Annotated in this window: 14 protein-coding genes; 2 read left to right on the top strand and 12 right to left on the bottom strand. The window is 42.3% G+C overall.

What is annotated here, in order from left to right; translation table 11 throughout:
* Positions 1–97: 97 nt before the first annotated feature.
* The 9 genes from B9A91_RS15455 to B9A91_RS15415 form a co-directional block, all read right to left on the bottom strand.
* Positions 98–1,015, bottom strand: coding sequence for a GRP family sugar transporter (locus B9A91_RS15455; protein ID WP_235012575.1), 918 nt, complete (start codon positions 1,013–1,015; stop codon positions 98–100).
* A gap of 110 nt (positions 1,016–1,125) precedes the next feature.
* Positions 1,126–2,025: a ribokinase gene (gene rbsK / locus B9A91_RS15450; protein WP_200815672.1), complete on the bottom strand. Its 900-nt coding sequence runs from the start codon at positions 2,023–2,025 to the stop codon at positions 1,126–1,128.
* A 66-nt stretch (positions 2,026–2,091) separates the two neighbouring features.
* On the bottom strand, positions 2,092–5,334 hold the full coding sequence (locus B9A91_RS15445; RefSeq protein ID WP_159451710.1) for a glycosyl hydrolase: 3,243 nt from the start codon (positions 5,332–5,334) through the stop codon (positions 2,092–2,094).
* Between the two features lie 27 nt (positions 5,335–5,361).
* Positions 5,362–8,499, bottom strand: coding sequence for a glycosyl hydrolase (locus tag B9A91_RS15440; protein WP_159451709.1), 3,138 nt, complete (start codon positions 8,497–8,499; stop codon positions 5,362–5,364).
* Positions 8,500–8,524: 25 nt separating this feature from the next.
* Entirely contained in the window at positions 8,525–10,759 is a 2,235-nt protein-coding gene (locus B9A91_RS15435; protein ID WP_084239913.1) for a hypothetical protein, read from the bottom strand.
* A 39-nt stretch (positions 10,760–10,798) separates the two neighbouring features.
* Positions 10,799–12,532, bottom strand: coding sequence for a RagB/SusD family nutrient uptake outer membrane protein (locus tag B9A91_RS15430; protein WP_084239912.1), 1,734 nt, complete (start codon positions 12,530–12,532; stop codon positions 10,799–10,801).
* Between the two features lie 12 nt (positions 12,533–12,544).
* Entirely contained in the window at positions 12,545–15,838 is a 3,294-nt protein-coding gene (locus B9A91_RS15425) for a TonB-dependent receptor (protein WP_159451708.1), read from the bottom strand.
* 262 nt (positions 15,839–16,100) lie between these two features.
* Positions 16,101–17,255 carry a FecR family protein gene (locus tag B9A91_RS15420; protein ID WP_084239910.1) on the bottom strand — a complete coding sequence of 385 codons (1,155 nt, stop codon included), beginning with the start codon at positions 17,253–17,255 and terminating at the stop codon, positions 16,101–16,103.
* Between the two features lie 138 nt (positions 17,256–17,393).
* Positions 17,394–17,966, bottom strand: coding sequence for an RNA polymerase sigma-70 factor (locus B9A91_RS15415; protein WP_084239909.1), 573 nt, complete (start codon positions 17,964–17,966; stop codon positions 17,394–17,396).
* Positions 17,967–18,054: 88 nt separating this feature from the next.
* Here B9A91_RS15415 and B9A91_RS15410 point away from each other — a divergent pair, with 88 nt between their 5' ends.
* Positions 18,055–18,819, top strand: a complete 765-nt coding sequence (locus B9A91_RS15410) for a hypothetical protein (protein ID WP_084239908.1) — start codon at positions 18,055–18,057, stop codon at positions 18,817–18,819.
* Between the two features lie 301 nt (positions 18,820–19,120).
* Here the strand turns inward: B9A91_RS15410 and B9A91_RS15405 are convergent, their stop codons facing one another.
* Together B9A91_RS15405 and B9A91_RS15400 are read right to left on the bottom strand one after the other, a co-directional pair.
* Positions 19,121–19,300: a hypothetical protein gene (locus B9A91_RS15405; protein ID WP_084239907.1), complete on the bottom strand. Its 180-nt coding sequence runs from the start codon at positions 19,298–19,300 to the stop codon at positions 19,121–19,123.
* Positions 19,301–19,388: 88 nt separating this feature from the next.
* Positions 19,389–19,826, bottom strand: a complete 438-nt coding sequence (locus B9A91_RS15400; RefSeq protein WP_084239906.1) for a secondary thiamine-phosphate synthase enzyme YjbQ — start codon at positions 19,824–19,826, stop codon at positions 19,389–19,391.
* A gap of 171 nt (positions 19,827–19,997) precedes the next feature.
* Between B9A91_RS15400 and B9A91_RS15395 the strand changes: the two genes are divergently transcribed.
* Positions 19,998–20,405 carry a VOC family protein gene (locus B9A91_RS15395; RefSeq protein WP_084239905.1) on the top strand — a complete coding sequence of 136 codons (408 nt, stop codon included), beginning with the start codon at positions 19,998–20,000 and terminating at the stop codon, positions 20,403–20,405.
* 13 nt (positions 20,406–20,418) lie between these two features.
* Here B9A91_RS15395 and B9A91_RS15390 read toward each other — a convergent pair whose 3' ends face one another.
* Entirely contained in the window at positions 20,419–21,498 is a 1,080-nt protein-coding gene (locus B9A91_RS15390; protein ID WP_084239904.1) for a dihydrofolate reductase family protein, read from the bottom strand.
* Positions 21,499–21,513: the final 15 nt, after the last annotated feature.

The following is a 21,513-nucleotide window of genomic DNA, read 5'->3' as shown; positions in this document are numbered from 1 at the left end:
ATTAATAATGATGCAAAAACACTTTTTTACTTGAAAACATTAAGTGGTCATTGCTGAAAGACGCTCCGATGGAAAAGATATATTTAGAATTCTAAGTTTACAAACCTGCAAAAATCACTAAACCGAGCCCGGCAATAAAGAAACAGAACATTGCGGCTAGCAAACCATTGGTACCCCGGGGCGAATTACGGAATTCTTTCCAAATGAAAACACCCCATAATGCAGCAATAAGTGTTGCCCCCTGGCCCAATCCATACGATATGGCAGGGCCTGCTTTTCCGGCAGCGATCAGATTCAATGAATTTCCCAGCCCCCAAATCGCCCCTCCCAATACACCTGTCATATGTGTACTAAAACTTCCTGAAAAATAGGCTTTATAATTAGTCGGTTCACCTGCAATCGGCCTTTTGATAAGGATTGTATTGAATATAAAATTACTTAAAAATATACCCAGCGAAAAAATAAACACAGCTGTATATGGGGTCATTTTGCCTACGGCCGGAGATATAAAATCCTCCAGGTCCATGGCCCCCGCAACAAAGCGGTAAAAGAAAGCCATCAACACTCCCGCAGTTATACAGAGGCCTATTCCTTTTGTAGATACTTTCTTCTGCCCGCTCATGCTCTTCTTTTTATAGGCAATGGCATTCAGAAGTATAGCCACAACGATTAAGGCCACCCCTGCAAATAACAACATAGGATCTCCCTTTTGCGCAGCAGTATAATTAATTAAAACCCCCAAAACCAATGCTAAGCCTATGGCCAATGGAAAGGCTACAGACATACCAGCTATGGCTATGGCAGCCGACAATAAAATATTCGCAGCGTTAAAAATTACGCCTCCAAACAAAGCGCTTATTACATTAGAGCTGTCTGCCTGTTTAAGATCCGTCAGAAAATCACGTCCCTGATGACCAACACTGCCCAGCGTAAAAGCTGAAACAATTGAAAAAAGTAAAATACCGATTACATAATCCCAGTAAAACAGTTCAAAGCGCCATGTTCTGGCAGCCATTTTTTGTGTATTGGCCCATGATCCCCAACACAGCATAGTGATAAGGCAAAATACGACCGCAAGTGAATAACTCTCGATGATAAACATATTTTTCGTTTTTTAATTCTGGTTTATATTGCAATAATTTCGTTTCTTGATGGTGCAGATGATTGGGCCCCCAAACGGGTTACGGATATTGCCGAAGCATTGCAGGCAAAAGTTACCGCATCAGCGATACTTTTATTTTCCGATAAGGCGACTGTAAATGCGCCGTTAAAAACATCACCGGCAGCAGTAGTATCGATAGCTTTCACCACGGGGGCATGCGTATGCGTAAACTCATTATCATGTAATATCAAAGCCCCTTCTTTTCCTAAAGTCAGGATTACTGTTTCCACACCTTTCCCTTTGATAATCTGAGCTGCTTTCTTTGCGTTTTCTATATCATTCACAGCGATACCGGATAGTAGCTCCGCTTCTGTTCTATTGGGCGTAATAACAGAAACATTATTTAACAGGGCATCCGGCAAATAGCAGGCAGGTGCAGGGTTAAGCACAACCTTTACCCCTTTGGCGGCAGCCATTTGTACAACATGTGTTACCGTGGCCAGGGGAATTTCCAATTGAACCAAAACTATTTTTGCCTGGTCAATTAATTGCTCAAGGTTCCCCAGATCGCTTACACTTAGCGTTGCATTTGCACCAGATGCAACGACAATACAGTTTTCAGCATGCTGATCTACCGTAATCAAGGCTACGCCGGAAGGATTATCCGGATCCGATATCATATGATCTGTATTGATTCCCTCCTCACGGAAAAGTTGCTCAGATTGTTTGCCGAAGATATCATTTCCTGTTTTACATATAAACGTTACATTTCCTCCAAGCCTGGCGGCTGCAACTGCCTGATTTGCACCCTTTCCCCCGGGGTTCATAAAGAAAACTCCGCCCAGAATTGTTTCTCCTGCAGCAGGCAGGCGTTCAGTTTTTATAACCATATCTGTGTTTGAGCTTCCTACAACTAAAATCATTGGGTTCATTTTTTAATTTCTTTTGTTATTTAAAATAGATTTAACACACGTTCAATATTTTATAATTTAATACTGAACCTTGACCACATTTACCGGCCCGGTTAAGCCCGATCGCTCGTATTTGTTATCTGCCGGAAGATTAATGATATCCGTACGTGTTAACCTGTTCTTCGCGTCGAGTTTACTATCTCCTATTAAGCGGTTTATCCAGGTGTTTACCACCTCTATCTCCACATTGTTCTTTCCTGCTTTAATGACTTTTGAAATATCAACCTGCCAGGGAGCTGTCCATACGGAGCCCACATCCTCTCCATTAATTTTAATTCTGGCCATTCCATTAATGTGCCCGGTATTCAGGTAGATTGTTCCTTCCAGATCTCCCACCTTTTTCAGGCTAAAGGTTGATTTATATACAGCTGAGCCAGAGAAGTTCTTTATACGCTCATCCCTGTGGTCTGACCAGCTGATCAGCTCATTAAACACAACTGGTTTTTCGGGGCCTCCGGATATAGCAGAATTGAGAAAACTCACTTCCCATGGAGCCGATAAGCTAAGCAAATGACTGGCTAGGGGAAAATTCTCCCTTGTACCTGAACTCTTCTTCAATTCACCTTTATTAAAAACCACAAAACCACTTTGATTGGTTTCCAGTCTGAAAGGAATAGACGTTTTACCATCAGCATTCCTAAAAACAGGTAAATGTCTGATGGTTCCGGTAACCGGGTCCCACCAGTAAGGCTGAGCATTAGCCACTCTAAATACAGCAGAGCATTCAATATCACCATCAGATTGATTGGTCATAAAATACAGTTCATGTGCTTCGGTACTTCGATGGCTATACAATATTTTGTTGCCGGCGGTAGATTTCAGATCGGGCGCCAGACCAATATGGTCAAGTGCTTCCTGCATAGAAATACCTTCCATAACCAGGCCATTACCATATTTTCTTATCCCTTTCTTCAGTACTGTTCCGCCCCATAATTTTTCTGCAAGCGCTTGAATGCGTTTATCCGCTTCCGGATAGTCCTGTAAACTTGGTGATCTTTCCGGCGCATTTCCCAATACTACAGCGCCATCCTTTACCAGCGACTCAATTTTTTCCAGCAAGGCAGGGCGCATGGTTTTAAGCGGCGGAAGAACCAACAGGCTATACTGTACGCCCTCTGGCAACAGGAGTTTTCCATTTCTAACCCTTATCCTGTTTAATATCACATCTGCATTAATGTAATCGTAGGAGTAACCTTCAGGCAATTCTGGATTTCTGATTCCCGTCATCTTAGGTGCATCTTCTCCGATGAAATAGGCAACATCATTTACCGGAGTGCCCTGCTGAAGTAAATAATTACATCTCCTCAAGTAATCTATAAAAGCTGCGCCCTGATAAAACCAGGTATTTTTTCTGTTAAACTCTGTACTAAACCATGTATTCAGGCCTGGATAACCTGATTCATCGGGCTGATGGATATAGAGGTGCAATAAAGTCTGGTTAACGCCTTCTGTAAAAGACCAGTCACCTCTTTTCTTTAATAAGGCCGGGTATCGGGTATATGCACCACCGCCAGCGGTAAAGGATTCTGCCCAAACCCTGTTTTTACCGTAGATATGAGCTGCTGAGGATGCTGATTTATTTTCAATATTCCCCAGTTGACCTTCATTCCAAAATTCACCTGCCACCTCATCAGATGCTCCGCCGTATTTTAAGAACTCTGACGGGAACCCCCAATGTCCATAATTTTCAAGCCAGAGTCTAAGGCCTGCTTTGTTGCCAAGTTTTTTTAAACCTCCAACATACTCGGTAGCAACCAGATCGGCAACAAGTCTTCTAAGGTCCCATAAAAACCTGTCCGATTGATCAGCACTTCCCACGATATTACCGGTTAATACGGGAAGCCATGGCAAGGGATCATACCCGTAAATGAGTTTAAAGGTATGCTGTAAACTGTCAGTCCAGTTTTGGGAGCCCATTTCATAACTGTCGGCAACTAAATATTTAAAGGTTTTACGTTTTTCTTCGGGTACACGGCTGAGTACTTTTCCAATAAAAGAATCAAAATGGGAAGCCAGTTTTTTATGGTCCATTTTATCTACTTCCAGGCCTTTCCCTTCTGGAGATGCAGGGCTGTTCGTTACACCTGTTGTGGCCAGATAATAATTCATAATCAGCCACTTTCCGGCAGGAACATTCCAGTTAAGCTGCCCCTGTTCATTTACAAACGATTTTAAATTGATTACTTTTTTCGGGTCTATGACCAATTGAGCCTCCTTGGTTTCCCCTTGTGTTTGCCATTGATATTCCGGCCAAAGCGGAAGCGGGGTTGCGTACATCTTAGCCAATTGCTTTTCCATGTAATTTTCCAGGTAAGCAGCCGGAGACAAGTTTATTTCTTTGAATCCTGCCTGCCCTTCTATGTTTTTTAATACAATCTTAAATTCGTTTGAATTTACGGGGTCAAAGGCGATAGCTAAAGGCGCATAGGGGATAAAACCAACTTGTTTACTTGGATTAATCCTGTTGATACTAAACGTTTTAATTGTTTCCATTTTACCGTGGCGTATGGCCTGCACCAGTACATCGGCAGAAAATGGTACCTCAGCGGGATGCAGGACCAGACTTCGGAGTGTTAAAGCCTTTTTTAGTTTGATATGGATGCTGCTGTTTTTAATGCCCGGAGAAAACATAGACGAACTTAAAAAATCGCCATCCGTTAAGTTTGATATTTGACCAATAGCTGCATCTGTTGTAAGTTGGGGCTGATAAGGTTTCAGATCAAAATCAGCGTACTCAGGAGCGGGTACGGCAAGTGTAAACAAATAACTCGTATCCTTATTTACCGGCATTATGTTCATGGCAAGTTGCTCCCCTCCTTTTACCATTACCTTCCTGCTTGCTATGTAACGCATAGAAGCGGCGGGTTTTATCCAGGGGCCGCCGCTCTGGCTCCATCCCGGACTATTGAACATTCCCAAAGTAATTCCGTTCATTGTTGCAGTTTCCATAGCTGCCTCAGTTGCTTTCCACCATTGGTCGGAAAACAATTTTACATGTCCAAAAGAGGTACCTTCTTCCTTAGAAAGCCCTATATTGCCTATAAATGCACCACCAATCCCTACCTTTTTCATTGCGTCCAGGTCCTTTACCACACCAGCCGGTGAGATATGATCGTTTATCCAGTACCAGTAGACATAGGGCCTGACAGAATCAGGCGGAGTTAGAAACCCTTTTGAAAGTGTTGAATTTCCCGCTTTAAATTGCGCTGCCAGATTAAAAGCGCTAACTAAGAAAATCAATAAAACCAGTCCGGTTCTCATGATATATCTGTTTAATTCTTGCATGTTTTATTTATCAATTGTTACCAATAGTGTCTGCCATTTGTCAAGGTGTAGTTCCAATACAGCTCCATTGCCTGTACTCCGGGTATTTCCTGGTATTACCATTCCGGATACAGGATCCCAGACCATCAAGCGTTTATCAGTTTTTTTAAAATTTACCTTTAAGTCCTGTGCTTTATCGGCGGCATTCACAAACAGATATACTTCTGCTGCTTTACCAGACTTAGCCAAAGCAACAATATTTTCGGTTCCGGCTTCAATTCGATATCCCGGATCCATACCGGCCGAAATTTGCGCGGCGATCTGAGTTACATTGTCCAAAAAAATGACATTGTTGTAAGCGCCAAATTTTTCTTTAAGGTAAACGGTCTCCTGCTCAAAAGCGTTCCCATTTAGCAAAAGGATTTCAGTATTCTGGAAGTAAAGCTTCAAGCCCCGGTCTGCTAGTCTGATCAGGTGATCCAGCTGTTCTTTCTGCAATACCCCCAGCTTTGGAATAATCAGTTTTTTAATTTCTTTTCCGGGTTCAGGCAGCTTTTCACGATCTACATAGTTGAAGTCAATGTGCTGATCGATCAGTGCCAGCCCCAGTTCCGTAAAATTATCGCTTAAAAGCAATGCCTCTTTATCGAAATGTTCCCTTCCAATGGATAAGGGGATTAGGGTTTTGGCCCAGATGCTCTCAATTGGGTAATATACCCCAACCTGTGGTTGCCTTTTTCCCTGGTCCATCAAATAAGCAACCCTCCCAATGTAATTCGTAAACTGCTTATTTTCTTCTACACTCATTTTATCATGCCTGTAGTAAGAATTAAACAGGTCAACCCCATAGGCAAATTGAATACCTACCGCAGCCATTTGACCTTTTATACCTGCATCATTGCTATCGAATGCATTCGATATTTCGCTCATTACCTGATTTTTACCATATGTATTGGCAACCGAAGAGGCAAACTTAGCAGTGGTAACGCCCCAGCGTTTTGCGACCAATGGATAAGCGGTAAGCAGATCTATTCCCGGAAACTGCATATGCTTGTACATCTCCATCAAACTTCCTTCAAAAATTGGATGGTAAAACAAGTCCTCTTCCAGTAGCAAATGCCCCGATGAAGCAACATTATTATTTGCTGCAAATTCCTCCAGCGGTTTAAAATAGCATTCCGCTACCAGCTCCATTAAGGTCTGGTAATAATCTATCCTGACCTTAAATGCAGTTGCCGATTGTCCTTGCACCAAATACGGAAGCTTAGTATACAAGTCGTACCCTCTTCTTCTTTTAAACTCGCCAAGCAAACTTTCACTCCAGTTTAAGGTTGGAAAGGTGGGAATATTAAAATCTGGCTGATCGCGCACTCCAGGTGTTACAGGTGGTTTGCTGTTCAAAAAGTGGGCACCAACCAGGGAGGGTTCATCCGTAAAAAAAGCTTCAATTCCCTTTCCAAAGTAATCCCCAACATGATGTTTATACTGTTCATGTGTAACTTTAATAAAATTATCTGTAGCCTTCTTTTCCAACAGATTAACCATTTTTCTTTGCTCAAACCAATTGTGTGTGGCGTGGGTGTTTTCATAGAAAGGTTTCTGTACAAAATACTGCACTTTCCAGTTTCCTTTTCCTTTAGGCGCTGCCCACTTCAGGTTCCCTTTTGCATCGGTATATTTGCTAAGGTCTACTACCGTAGTGGTGTCATATCCAGCTTCTGGATAAGCAAAGGCTGCCAGGAACCTGGTATGCCCATGCGGAAATGGTATAGCCAGCTGTTCCCCTTTGTTTACGAGTTTGGTTATCACAGACAAACCTAGTGCCTGAGCTGATGGGTCATCTTTCAATACGATACCACCTGCTGCGCCGCTAGGATATCCCTTTTCGTCGTAAATCCATATCCTTAAACCCAATTTATCAATTGCATAAGCAATATCGGAACGAAACTTCTCCCAGTTTTGTGTAGAACTCAGGTAATCCTGGTACGATACATTTGTAACTACACCACCATAGCCCAGCTCTTTTAAGTTCCTGATCAGGGTGGTATCCAGATGTTCATGGATGATCCTTAAAGGCCGGTACTTCAATGCCGGATTCAGGAAGCCCTGAATGTCAATATTACTTTTCGGTGCTGTTGCCCCAGACTTCGCAGTCATGATTAATTCTACAAAGCGGTTTTTAATTTTAGTACGTTGTGATTCGCCGGGAGTATGCAGAAAATAGTGCTTTCCCTTCTTATCCTCTTTAAATTGGGTATAGCCCTGTTCATCCACCACAAATTTACCGGGCGCACTTTGCTTAAAATACTGGGCTGATTTTTCTACCGCAAACAAAACTGAAGTCAGGTCCCAGGTTTCCCGGTTATAGGGCATAGTGATGTACGCTTTGTAAGCGGTAACCAAGGGCTGCTTACCGCGGTAACCAAGGTTATCTTCTATAGCTGTGGCAGGAAAATGAACACTTGCCCCTACTTCAAATGGGCTAACATAAACAACAGTGGGCCAACGATTAAACACTTTTCTCGCAGCAGCAAGGTCACTGATCACATTAAATTCTTTCTGCCTTGGAGCACTAAAATTTCCTGCCATTGTACTCAAAAACTTCACTTTTCGTTTTACCAGCTCCAAACCGTTCAGTTTAGAATATTGATCGGCTTTAGATTCCAGCAGTTCCGCAAGGTTTGTAGAGAACCCCACCGAAATAATCACAACAGAAGTATCTTTAGCTTTGGCCAGCATACGCCGATAAAAGTGAACAGCGTTTTCGACATCACTATATTTTTGTATGCTGCTCGGGTATAGCAACTGGCCCTGCTCCCTATAGTCCATTACCTTTCTGGCAAAGCTCCTGGCTTCAGCTTCACCCTCTACACCATTTTGCACGGTTGCTATGGGTAACTGGCTGTAACCATAGTGGCGTCGCATCAGATCTATAAATTGCAGGGAACTTAAACTTTGTTTATTATTGCTGATGCCAAGGAAATTAATCTTTTTCTGGTCGGCATACCTGAACAGCATGGCCAGTGCAAGCCCATCATCCACATCATTTCCCATATCCGTTTCAAAGATTACCGGAATGGGTGCTTTTTTTTGTGCTTTGCAAGGGATGGCAACAGCCACCCCTAACATAAGAACGATAAGAAATATATTTATCAACTTCATTTTGAACAACTTCATATACCCCTCCTTAATTAACTATTTTAATGTATTGAACCTGGAAATATCCATTAACAGGGGTTCCGGGCGTAGCATTGGAAGGATCAATGCGTAATTGTTTTAAGGTACCTGTCCATCCCGGAACGGTACTCATATCTATGGTATAAGTTGTAAAATCGGAATATGGGTTCAGCGCAAAAGACACCTGCTTCGCATTATTCCAGGCCAGATCAGTGGTGGTGGTAAAATAGACCTGTCCGATCGTTTGCGGAGAAGAGTTCTTGATCCTGACCACTACATACCTGCAGTTTGCGAGAATAAGGTTCAGGTTATCAGCTGATACTATAAATGCATCTGCACCAGTTAGCTTTCCACCTATATAATTCCCCGCCGCGGCAGACCAGCCAAAATTATTAATCTGCTGGCCAGCTGTCCAGCCTTCTGAAGCCGACATGAAATTCCAGCCCTGACTACCTACATGTATATAGTCTATACTAAAATTACCTGAAGTGGAGCTGCCTGGAACCGCATTGGAAGGATCTATCCTCAACTGTTTAAGCGTTCCCTGCCAGGTTGGAATATCTGCCATATTGATGGTATAATTGGTAAGGGAACTGTTCGCAGTCATTGCAAAGTCCTTTCTTTTATCCTCCGACCAGCCTGTACTTGCTGTTGTTGTAAAGTAAACCTGCCCTACGGTGTTCGCAGACGCATTACTGATGCCAACCTGAACAAGCTTTTCAGTCCCCAAATTATATCCCACTGAGTTTGCTGAAAGTATAAAAGCATCATTTCCTGTTAGAGAGCCACCTATTTTACCTGCATTATTCCACCCGAAACCACTGATGTCGTTTCCCGATGTCCAACCTTCAGCACCTGCGGCAAAGGACCAGACTTTCACTTCATTGCTCAACCATTTTTTTGCGGCCTGCACAAAGGGGCTTGCAGGACTATGCGATACGGCAAAAGCAGAACTTGCAGGCTCTCTTCCCCAGCCAAATACAGCAACCATTGAAGCCCCATGACCAAACATATCACCAAAATATGCATCTGCCTGTGCAAAAGAGCCATTCACGCCAATGCTATAGCCTTCAGCATTGGCAAAATTTTTCTGCTGTGAATCTGCCAGACTGATCTCTGCTTTTAAGGTGTTCAGGTTGTAAGGGCAGCTAACCGGCGAAAGTGTGAAACCAGGGGTTGAGTAATTGTTAACAGCCGTCCAGATTGGTGGCGCAAACGTGGTCGACAAACCGGGCTGGCTGGATTTTATCCCCACAATGTGTGAGAAGATCTTTTCCCTTGGAATTCCTGTGTCATAAGCTGTTTTAGCTAAAAATTCAGAATAATCGTGGATTACCTGATACAGCCTGTCCTTGTTATAAGCCGTATAACCTAAAGTATGCAGTGCTGCAAATCCAAGTTTTCCGGCCTCCCAGCTTTGCATCTGGTCTCCTAATATTACATTTACCGGAAGCGAGGAAGGGTTTACATTATATAGCGTATTATCAGCCGAATAATCGGGAATATGTGTTTCCCAGCCAATAGCCATTCCGGCAAACAAATATCCTTTGCCATTCGCTTTCAGTTGGTTATACCGGGTATTCAACACCGACAACACACCATTTTCAAGCTGACTTTTTATAAATGCCCTGAACCCCGGTGATTGCAGATTCGGGAAAGCCTGGGCGTGCATCCAGGCACCCCAATTAAACCAGTAATAAGGAAGGCGACCGTTAGATTGCCCGCCCCAGGTTTCTGTTCCCGAGGGGAATGATACCCATTCGCACCATGAGGGATCATTGTAAAATTTAGGCATAGCACCCCCGCCAAATTCGGTTGTATAATTATTGATATCATCCAGCTGGAAATATACCGGAACGTTGTATTTTTCGGCAATATCAAAAGCTTTATTAACCTGGTATTGCATCTGTTGGACCGATTGGGTGAGTAGCATGGGCCCTGGCAAACCAAATGCATATTTATAAGGTGCATCTGTGTTAACAGGCCCAAAAATCTGCGGAAGCTCGCCTACAAAGGTATAGGCAGAATTGGCATCTTTACCTGTATTTTCGCTATCAGCCTGATCAACACTGGTATTGGTTAGAAAAAAAACGATATAACGTTCCTGTGCGGCAGTCAATGAGGTACTGCCGTCATTTTGCACTTCATTTGCTTTGATAGTTTCTTTGTTTTCCGGATCAGGCTTTTTACAACCCAAAGCAGTGGCAACTAAAAGCGTTAAGCAGATAAGTTTTATGGCAACCATAACTATTTGAATAAAGTTTACATTCGGTTCGGGTGACGTTTACCAACCAGGGTTCTGGTTGAGGTTAAAATCAGGAATTATAGCGGTTTCCTTGATTGGAATAGGCATAATCAGAAACTTATCACTCCAGGCATTTCTGCGTTCAGTTACAAAGCGGGCATAGGTAAAGCTATTGTTCGGTTGCTTTGTAATTTCCATTCCTGTAACCAGCTTATCCGTCTTGTCCAGTATTTTCCATCTGCGCACATCCCAGAAACGGTGTTCTTCAAAAGCGAGCTCTACCCTACGCTCCTTACGGATACGGTCCTGAAATTCCTGCTGTGATAAAGTGGTTGGAAAATTGGGCATGTTAGCCCTAAATCTCACTTTATTGACTGCATTTTGCGCTATAGTGGTTGGCCCGTTGGCTTCATTTTCTGCCTCCGCAAGATTAAGATAAAGTTCGGCCAGGCGGTATTTTTTCCAGCGGGTATCTTCTGGCTGACCGGATTGTAAACGAGGATCAATAAATTTGCGCAGATAATAGCCAGTTCGCGTAAAGGCCCAGCCTATAGGGGCTTTCAACAACTGATCTGCCCCGCCTACGTAAGTCTCCATAATATGCACATTTCCTGCTATATTATCATAAGCAGCCCCGTTGTACCATACCGTGGCATAAAATCTCGGATCTCGCCCGAGATAAGGCTTAGACGGATCATATCCGGCGGCCGGATTGAAGATTGGCTGTGTATGATCCGCATCCTGATAACCTTTAATAATCGGCTCACCTGTAGCTTGCATATCATAACTGTCTACCAATTCCTGGCTAGGGGTAGCCCCCACCTTAAACATTCCGGGTTTGCTTGGAATACTGTTGATGATACTGAACACAGGATCTATTTGCCCCTCAAAAATCTCGTAAATTGTTTCTTTATCCCTTGGTGAAGAGCTGATATCGGTTTTGCTCAGAAAATAATCTCCATAGTTGTCTACCAATGAATAACCTTGCGTGGTCAGCGCATTAATGGCACTTTGTGCTGCCAGCGAAGCTGCTTCCCATTTACTTTTATCGTTACTGGCATTCCACAACGGACTGGCGTTATACAACAAAGCCTGAGACTTTACAGCATAAGCTACTGCTTTTGTAAACCGCCCGCGCTCTGCTTCCGTGGTGATGCGTATAGGCATACTGTTGTTCGCAATAACTTCATCACATTCTTTTACAATAAAATTTACGCAATCCTGGAAAGACGGACGTTTAAGCGTGGTATAATCAAAATCGTTGGTGAAAGGTGCCGTCACAACAGGCATAGGACCGTATTCTTTAATAAGTTCCCAGTAATAAAAAGCCCTTAATAGCTGCGCTTCCGCACGAAAACGCTCCCTGTTGGTAGCACTGGGAATATTGGCAGTCTGTATGTTTTGCAGGAATACGTTTGCATCTCTGATACCCGCCCAGAAAGTACCATAATGATAAACGCCTTTACCCCGTTCCTGGTGCGTGTGCAAAGGATTGCCGCTGGCATTCAGACTACCTGCAGACCAGGCCATTACCGCACCACTATGAGCGTAGGCCTCATCAGAAAAAGGTGCCAGAAAATCAAAAAAACCATACTTCCAGAAGTAACTTGGCATTTGTCCGTATATCCTGTTCAGATAAGCCTCAGTTCGTTTCTCGTCTTTAAATATATCATCAAGTGTTGTTCTGCCATCAGGCGTGATGTTCAGGTAATCTTTCGTACAACCAGCTGTAAGGAAAGAAAGCACTATAAAAATTCTTAAAATATTTTTCATCTTATCTTCTGATTAAAAAGTGAAGTTTACACCAAAATTATACAGGCGTGTAATCGGATAATCGCGGCTGTTCGTCAATTCCGGATCGAACTCCGTTGTGGGTAGTTTATCCCAGGTAAAGAGGTTCAGGCCGTTGGCATAAATACGCAAACGTTTCGCGCCAATAGCACTGCTCCATTTCGATGGCAAACTATAGCCAATTTCCATGTTTTTTAATCTCAGGTAGCTCGCATTGAGAATGAAAAATGAGTTTGGCCTTTCATTGGGATTGGATTGGGTGGAAATACGTGGATAATTGATTGGTAATCCGCTGGATGCACGTTCTGCTGTCCAGCTCTCCAGATGCCTGGACACATAGTTCTTGTCAGCAAAAACCCCCTGATCGCTATAATAGTTAGAAACATTTGAAATCCCCTGAAACAGCACACTAAAATCCAATCCTTTATAAGTCAGGTTAAATGCTGCACCATACTGATATTCAGGAACTGTTGAATAACCAATCGGTGCCATGTCCCTTTCATTGATCAGGTTATCGTTGTTGAGGTCCTTGTATTTAAAATCTCCGGGTCTGGATTCATGTCCGCCTACATTTTGCACAGGTGAATTGGCGATGTCATTCGCGTCGGTAAAATACCGGTCTACCTGATAGCCAAACATCTGTCCTATCCGGTAGCCGGTTTCCCTGTAACGGTAGGCATAATCTTCAGGTAACAAAGGCTCGTCTGCATAAATTTGTCTGTTTGTTGCATAATTCAGGTTCACTCGGGCCAAAACAGACAGGTCTTTGTTGAATGATTTCTTATAATTCAATTCAACTTCAAATCCTCTGTTTTCTACCACGCCAATATTTACAGGTGGCAATACTGAGATGGGGAGTCCGTTCAGTTCCGGAATAGTTCCCCTGTTACGCAAAATGTTGTCTCTCTTTTCATAAAAGACATCAGCCACCAGATTAAACTGATTGAATAATCCCATCTCCAATCCGAGATTGTATTTTTTGGCAACTTCCCATTGTAGCTGCGCATTTTTTAATAAATTATAATTGATGGTTTGACCATTCCCCAGGCTACCGGAAAAACCGCCTCCAACAACCTGTATATCATCCAGGTATAAAAACCTTCTGCTTCCTATGCGGTCATTACCAACTTTACCGAACGAGCCTCTTAATTTCAACAAATTCAAAACAGGGTTATGCTGTAGAAACGATTCGTTGGAGATAAGCCAGCTGGCAGAAACTGCCGGAAAAAACCCGAAACGCTGGCCCTCGGCAAATTGTTCAGAACCGTTGTAGCCGGCGTTAAATTCCAGAAAGTACCGTGAATTGTAACCATAGGTAAATCTGGAGGCCAGCCCCATTAACTTGAACGGCAGTTCATTATTGATTACATTATTTTGTTGCTGATACAGCAACATACCTGAAAAATCATGTTTCCCACTAGTTTTTTCATAATTTATGAAACCTTGAAAATTGGATAAGGTTTCAAAATTTCTTCCCCCTCCAATGGATAATGGGGTATTCTGGTCATTATTGAACGGTCGGTAGTAAACGCTGTCGCGCCCATCAGCCCCTTTTAAATTAGGATTAATGATCTGTATGTATTTTTCGTACTTCCTTGTCGCTTCAAGATTATTGACCGTACGTGCATCAAATGAAACTACCGCCCTTGCCGATAAGCCTTTGGTAATGAAGTCAAGGTTTTGCTCCATTCCATAAGTAGCTAATACATTACTTCTTTTCTGTTGTGTATAACCAGAACGGTTGATCAGGCCATAGGCTGGATGATCAATATCGGAATAGGTGATCACCTGACCATCGGGTGTAAGCGGGCCTGGTACAACCGCCGGCATCCGGTTCATAAAGTAAATGATCCAATCTGTTGGATTGTCTCCCCCTAAAGCGTAAGGACTATTCCGTTGTTCCAGGTAGCCTGCTACATTTAAGAATGCTTTTAAGTTTTTATTCAGCTGGATATCAACATTAGATCTGAAGTTATAGCGGTTAAGTTTAAAGCTAGGGTCATAACTAAGGTCTTTTTCTGTATTAAACTGTCCTCCCTGATTGAGATAACCGGCATTTACAAAATATTTAGTGGTTTTACTTGCCCCCGAAACATTCAGGTTATACCGTTGCTGATAAGAATAATCCTTAATCAACAATTTACGCCAGTCTGTATTTGCGTAACGGAGGGGATCTTCCTGGGTTTTATAGTATTCCAATGACTGGCTTGAATACTCGGCCGGTAAACCGTCGTTTGTAAGTGCCAGATTTTTTAGTGTTGCAAAGTCATAAGCATTAACCGGACTGATAAAACGTGGAAAATCCTGTGCGCCGGCCTCTGCTACGAAATTGATTTCCGGAGTCTCGGAAGTTCCTCTTTTTGTGGTCACCAAAATAACACCATTGGCTCCTCTAACGCCAAAAATAGCTGTAGATGAGGCATCTTTCAAGATAGTCACTGACTCCACCTCATTCGGATCAATATAAGTCAGATCACGCTCAATCCCATCTACAAGGATTATAGGGCTTTGCGCGTTTATTGTTCCCTGTCCGCGGATAAACAGTTGGGTAATGTCCCGACCTGGTTGGCCGCTACGTTGTATGGAAGTTAATCCAGGTAATCTGCCTGCCAGGGTAACCGCTAAATTTGCTGCAGGACTTTGTTTAATTTCTTTGGTTTTAATGGAAGAGATTGCTCCGGTAACTGTTTCCTTTTTTTGAGTGCCATAGGCTACAACAACCACTTCATCCAGACCACCGGCAACAGCAATCAGCGATACATTAATAGTGTTCTCCGTTCCTACAGTAATTTCTTGCGTCTGGTAACCTATATAACTAAACACCAGTATCGATCCGGGTTCGGCCTGAATTGTATAATTTCCTTCCGAATTGGTAACAGTTCCCGTCCTGGTCCCCTTGATTAAGACAGACACTCCAATAAGGGTTTCTCCGGCCTCATCTTTCACTTTACCTGTAATAGGCTTTTGTTCTGTCTTTACAGATGGTTTGTCTTGGGAGGGCTTGATGATTACCGTTTTATCTTTGATCTGGTAGATCAATGGCTGTGCTGCAAAGATCTTTTTCAGCGCTTCCTCAATGGTTACCTCTTTGAGCTGCGCCGTTACTGGTTTTGCCCTGCCGAGCACTTCTTTTTTGATATACAGAAAATTATAGCCGCTTTGTTTTCTCAGCTGTTCTATAACCTCCTGCAGATCAGCATTTTTTGACGAAAGGGTGATTCTCTGTGCAACGCTGGAAGCGCTTACATGAAGCAGCCCCATTAGCAATAAAAACACAGTTATTTTCATAACTAATAATATTTTTTTATATCGGCCAGCTATGGGCATAGCGGTCTTGATAAAAGCATTTAAATTCATACTTTTGGTTGTTTGGGTTTATTCAAGATTTCTTTTCGATTATTTATCCGGATATTATCCAGGTATTGAATAGCCCAGGCCTATAACGTGGAAGTGGTGACACACTTTCACGTTTTTATTGCACTAAGCTTCCCTAAAAGAGGTCAGGTAGGTCTTATTTTCATACGTCGTTTGTTATTTGGTTAATATTTGGTTATTTACTCACTATAATTTTGTTCTTGATGATGCTGAATTTAACGAGTCCGGTAGACTGTAACATGTCTAGTAACTGGGTAATGTCCTGATAGCGGGATACCGTTCCTTCCAGGCCGCTCTGCGGAATTTCTCCTTTATAAATAACTTCTACATTATACCAACGCGATACTTTGCGCATGATACTTTGAATATTTTCATCCCTGAATTTAAAGAAGCCCATTTTCCAGGCTATAGCCTCTTCTACATCGGCCTGTCGGACATTGAGCTCATCCGCTGCCAAAATGGATTGTTCTCCCGGTTTCAGGATAACCTGTTCTCCGCCTAACGTTTTCCTGGTTGAATTAAGTACTTGCACTTTTACACTACCTTCTATCAAGGTCGTTTTTACATTGTTTTCGTTAGTATAAGTGTTCACATTAAAATGTGTTCCTAAAACTTCAATCCGCTGCTCCTTACTCTCTACAATGAAAGGATGCTTTTTATCCCTGGCAATCTCAAAATATGCCTCGCCGGTCAACTCTATCTTTCTTATTGGATGTTTTGCGAAACTTACCGGGTACCTGATTGTTGAAGCAGCATTAAGCCAAACTTCGCTTTTATCAGGTAATCGTATCCGATAGGTCTCTCCATTTGAGGTAGAAAGTGTATTGAGTTGATTGGAATTGTTAGCCGTACCGATTATTTCATAAACGATCTGGCCATCGGCCGACTTAGAAATCTTTACACCAGCTTCTTCAGCCAGTTCACCGTTAACAGCACTCGACAACCTGATCTGCTTTCCGTTTGCAAGGGTGAGTGTTGCCCCAACTTTGCCCGGTGCAATAACATTTTTGTAAACAGTACTGCCATGCGGCGCTTTGTCGGGATTAAGGTTGTAAAAAAGTAATCCAGCTCCAATAATCATGATAAATAAAGCTGCTGTAATGGCAATCCGTGGCCATATTTTATAAGTTTTTACAGGAGTTTGGGTGCTATCAAATGGAAAAGCTTTATCCAGGATTTCCATATCAGCTAAAAATAACCGCGCATCATTGAACGGTTCTGCCTGTGTTACAAAATCCTCGTACCACGCATCAAGAAGTCTTCGCTCTTCTGCTGAGATCGTTCCGTTTTTTAGTTTTTCGAGAAGTTGCTTGCCTGTCTGATTTTTCATATGGTATGGCCATAACTGACCGGTTATAGTTTATCATAGGATTTAAGTTCCCATTACAAAACGTAAGACAGCCACATCAGCCCGATGGGGACAATAAAATTTAAAATAATTGCAAATAGCTTATTTTAAGCTGTTTTATCAACATAAGAAAGCAAAAAATAGATTCAATTTTATTCTGAGGCGAAGAATTCTGATGGCCCTTTGTGCGTGCTTTCTAACGGATTGTTCATTAATGTTCAACTCAGCTGCAATCTGTTTATAGCTGAGGTTTTGATTTCTGCTCATCTCAAATACGACCCGCATCTTTTCCGGTAGCCGCGAAATTTCGTATTCCAGTATTTTCTTCAGTTCCTTTTCCCTGACTATTTCATCTGTTGTTGATGAGCCCCTTTCTAAAAAAGCATCTATTGAATCCGTATATTTAGTGACAACTTTTTTATGGGCAATAAAATTAAGGATCCGATTGCGGATTGACCGATATAGATAGGCATCGACGGCTTCGGGTATCACCATTGTTTCCCTCTTTGTCCATAGGGATGCAAAAACCTCCTGAACCATATCCCTTGCCTCATCGTGATCCTTTAAGGATCTGTTAGCATGGAAATAGAGCGCTTGTTTATAGCGGTTGTACAGCTCTGAAAACGCAGACTGGTTACCGCCCTTCAACAGCGTTAAAACTTCCAAATCGGAAAGCTCGGCATACTCAGTCATTTTTTAGCAGTTATGGAATAGAACCCAATTATAAATAAATAATATTGTAATATTCAAAAAATGAATGCTAAATTGATTGGAGTATAAGATGAAATTGTTATTGACACTTATAGGCATATTTTGCTTTTTTGCCAGCAAATCTCAAAAAGATGCTAAAGAAACTGTAGTAACAATGCAACTGGAAGCCAGATTGCCCAATAGACCGGTTTTTAATAAAACAGATACCTTTCTGGTGCGAACGAATTTTGTCCTGGAACCCATTAAGACCGTGTACCTTAATGAAGAAACGAATTTAAGTACAGGGGTTTCTAAACGAATTGCGTCAGGAAAAAGACTTCAAAGCTATAACCTGACCAATTACCGGGAAATGATTGGGATGAGTTTTGACATTGATAAAAAACCATCTGCCAAAACCATCGAAACTTACAACGTTTCTACAGGAAATAAACCTGGAATACGCTTTATAAATGAACCTTATCTTAGGAATGGCTTCACTGTTTCAGATTTTACAAAAGATAAAGACACCATTATCAATGGCAAAAAATACCTGGTCATTAAAAATAATAAGGTAATTACTGCCAAGGCAAATAACGGGGCAAGTGAAAAGATTCTGGAGGTTCGCATAGCAATCAACCCATCTTTTAAATCTTATGATTTTCCTTTTATTAGTGAAAAGATTGTTCAACAATTTGGAGGTGGTGCCATCGTGTATATAGCCTATATTACCGAAAGCGGCTACAATACAACTGTTCGTTACAATTATTCCCCTTTTACGCCTGCAGAAACTAGTTTATTCGACCGTTATCAGGCGATATATAATGCAAACCTTGCCCTGTTTGATAAACTTAAGTAGTTAAGACAGCGATTTACTTTAAAAAATGAAATATCAACCGTATTTTTTGTATAAGTATTACAATTCCTTTCCAGACTTAAGGTACTCAGAAATATCAAAAATCCAGTCTCCACCTTTGTGAAATAAGAGAGAAATGATCCCTAAAATTACGAGGTAGGAAGTTATGTAGTTTGTTCTATTATACTCAAATGGGAAAATGAAGCATAAACTGATGGTTAGAATAATTACTCCTGCAATTAAGATTGGCTTTCTGGCTTTTATTTCCTCATTCACGCTGTTCGTGTTTAATTTTTTTTAATTCTCACCTCCACATGCGCCAGGCGGTATCATCGCCTGAATTGATCGCATTACTAAGTTCTTCAAGAAAACTCTTTGCCGGCTTCTTTTCTTTTGCTACCTGTTTAATCTTTTCTGCCGAAAAGTTAACCGAACTATGGGTAATTTCTGGAGTGCTGTTTGTCTTTTTTATTTTAGCTTTCATAACAATTAGATTAGGGACCGATACTGATTGAACAGTCCTTAACAATTATTGTTTAGAATTATGGAATTCAATTCCAGATTTTCAGGAATTAGATTTCAGATTTGCCCCTGCCCCATGCCGTAACAACCAGCCTGCGCCCCGCTCCGTAATTGCGGTGTTCGCAAAGGTATATTCCTTGCCAGGTGCCTAAAGCAAGCCTGCCGTTTCGTATTGGAATACTTACAGAGCTGCCTAGGATAGATGATTTTAGATGCGCGGGCATATCATCCGATCCTTCATAATCGTGTACATAATCCGGGTCATTCTCGGGAACCGACTTGTTAAAAAACATCTCAAAATCAGTACGTACGGTAGGGTCAGCATTTTCATTGATGGTAAGCGAAGCAGAGGTATGCTGTATAAAAACCTGGCAAATCCCCATTGTAAGTTTAGCTATCTGTGGCATAGCTGCCACGATCTCCTCAGTAATGAGATGAAATCCCCTTCTTCTTGCCCGCAAGGTTAATGTTTCCTGAAAAATTTCCATATACAACGAAAATAAGATATAATATGGAATTAATCCAGGTTTAAGCCTAATCCCACCAGACATTGGAAGTAATACCCCCTCCTTTTGTCGTAAACTCCCCCTGAATATTTGTCCAGCAGCTCCTACCTTTACAAAAGAAAATAGTCCATTGTAGTACTAAAAAATTGCATCATGACCCAATCTTTAACCCAACTCGACATTTATATCAACTATCCCGGGCACTGCGAGAAAGCATTTCGGTTTTACGAACAGCATTTAGGAGGAAAAATACATATGATGCTGCCTCACGATCAGCCACCCGGCAATTTTCCGGAAGAATGGAAGAACCCGATCCTTCATGCGATCATGGAAATAGGCGGCACCAAATTGCGGGGTGCAGACATCCCTAATGCTGAACCTATGCGCAGCGCCTACCTTACATTAGTACTTAACACAGCAGAGGAAGCGGAGCATATCTATAGCGTATTGTCTAATGAAGGTACAGTGTTTATGAAAATGGAGAAAACTCCCTTTGCCAACCGCTTTGCCATGCTACGCGATCAATTCGGCACTTCCTGGATGCTGCTCAATGAGCATTAAGCGGCAAGTATAGCTACATTGTTCCGGTTTTCACTTCCCCGTCAGGTAAATAACTGGCCAGGAACACACCCGTGCCAGATACGGCTGAATCACTTAACTTCCATTGCACCGGTTGTGTTCCTTCCTGGAAAAACCGCTCGCCGCTGCCCAAGGTAACAGGGAATGTTAAGGTGTGCAACACATCAACCAACTGGTGCTGAAACAAAGTCTGGCAGAGTTTACCACTTCCATAAACCAGCAAGTCTGGTCCGGCCTGCCCCTTTAGCTTTTTCAGCTCCTGTACCACATCAGCTGAAATAAGCGATGAATTTTTCCAGGAGATATCGGTACCGGTTCCCCCTACCACAAATTTTTCAATACGATTAAATGTTTCTGTGGTTGGATTGTTCTCCTGATGCGGCCAAAAAGCAGCAAAGATCTCGTAGGTACGCCTTCCCAGCAACAGATCGTACGGTGAGCGGGTGATCTTAGCCATATAATTGTTCATGATATCATCCCAGTGCGGAAAGCTCCAGCCTCCCCATTTAAAGTTGTTGCTACGATCTTCATCCGGCCCGCCAGGCGACTGTATAACGCCATCCATAGTCAAAAAAGCGCAAACAATAATTCTTCTCAAAGCACCGCCGCGCTGATAAAACTTTTCTTTATCGAAATAATGATGCGCATAAAAAGTATGCTGATCAAACTCACTGATGACATCCTCCATTCTTAAGGCAGCAGGGCTTCCTATGATATCCCGGACACGCACCTCCATTTCTGGCCCTACCTCATCCTTACTGTAATCGGGTAAGGCATTGTACTGGTCAATGTGTAATCCCGGTAACACTACCTCATCGTCGCTGATGTGTAAATGGGCGATACCCAGCGGGATCATCACCTTTTTAGCTCCAAGGTTCATCCCGTTATCTTCCAGGTTAACAACCAGGTACCTCACTGCCTTGGTCTGAGGCTCAAAAAGCAATTCATACACCTCACCAATATATACCCCTGTTTCATTCTTGACCTCCCAGCCAATAATGTCGGGTTCTCCGTTAACGATCTGAAAATTACTGCGACTCAATTCCTGCAGATAGTTGTAGGTATGTTCTCCCATAGCTTGTCTTCTTTA

This window comes from Pedobacter africanus (assembly GCF_900176535.1).
GTDB lineage: Bacteria > Bacteroidota > Bacteroidia > Sphingobacteriales > Sphingobacteriaceae > Pedobacter > Pedobacter africanus.
Note: the sequence above shows the minus strand (reverse complement) of the source record. Positions and strands in the feature narration are given on the sequence as shown.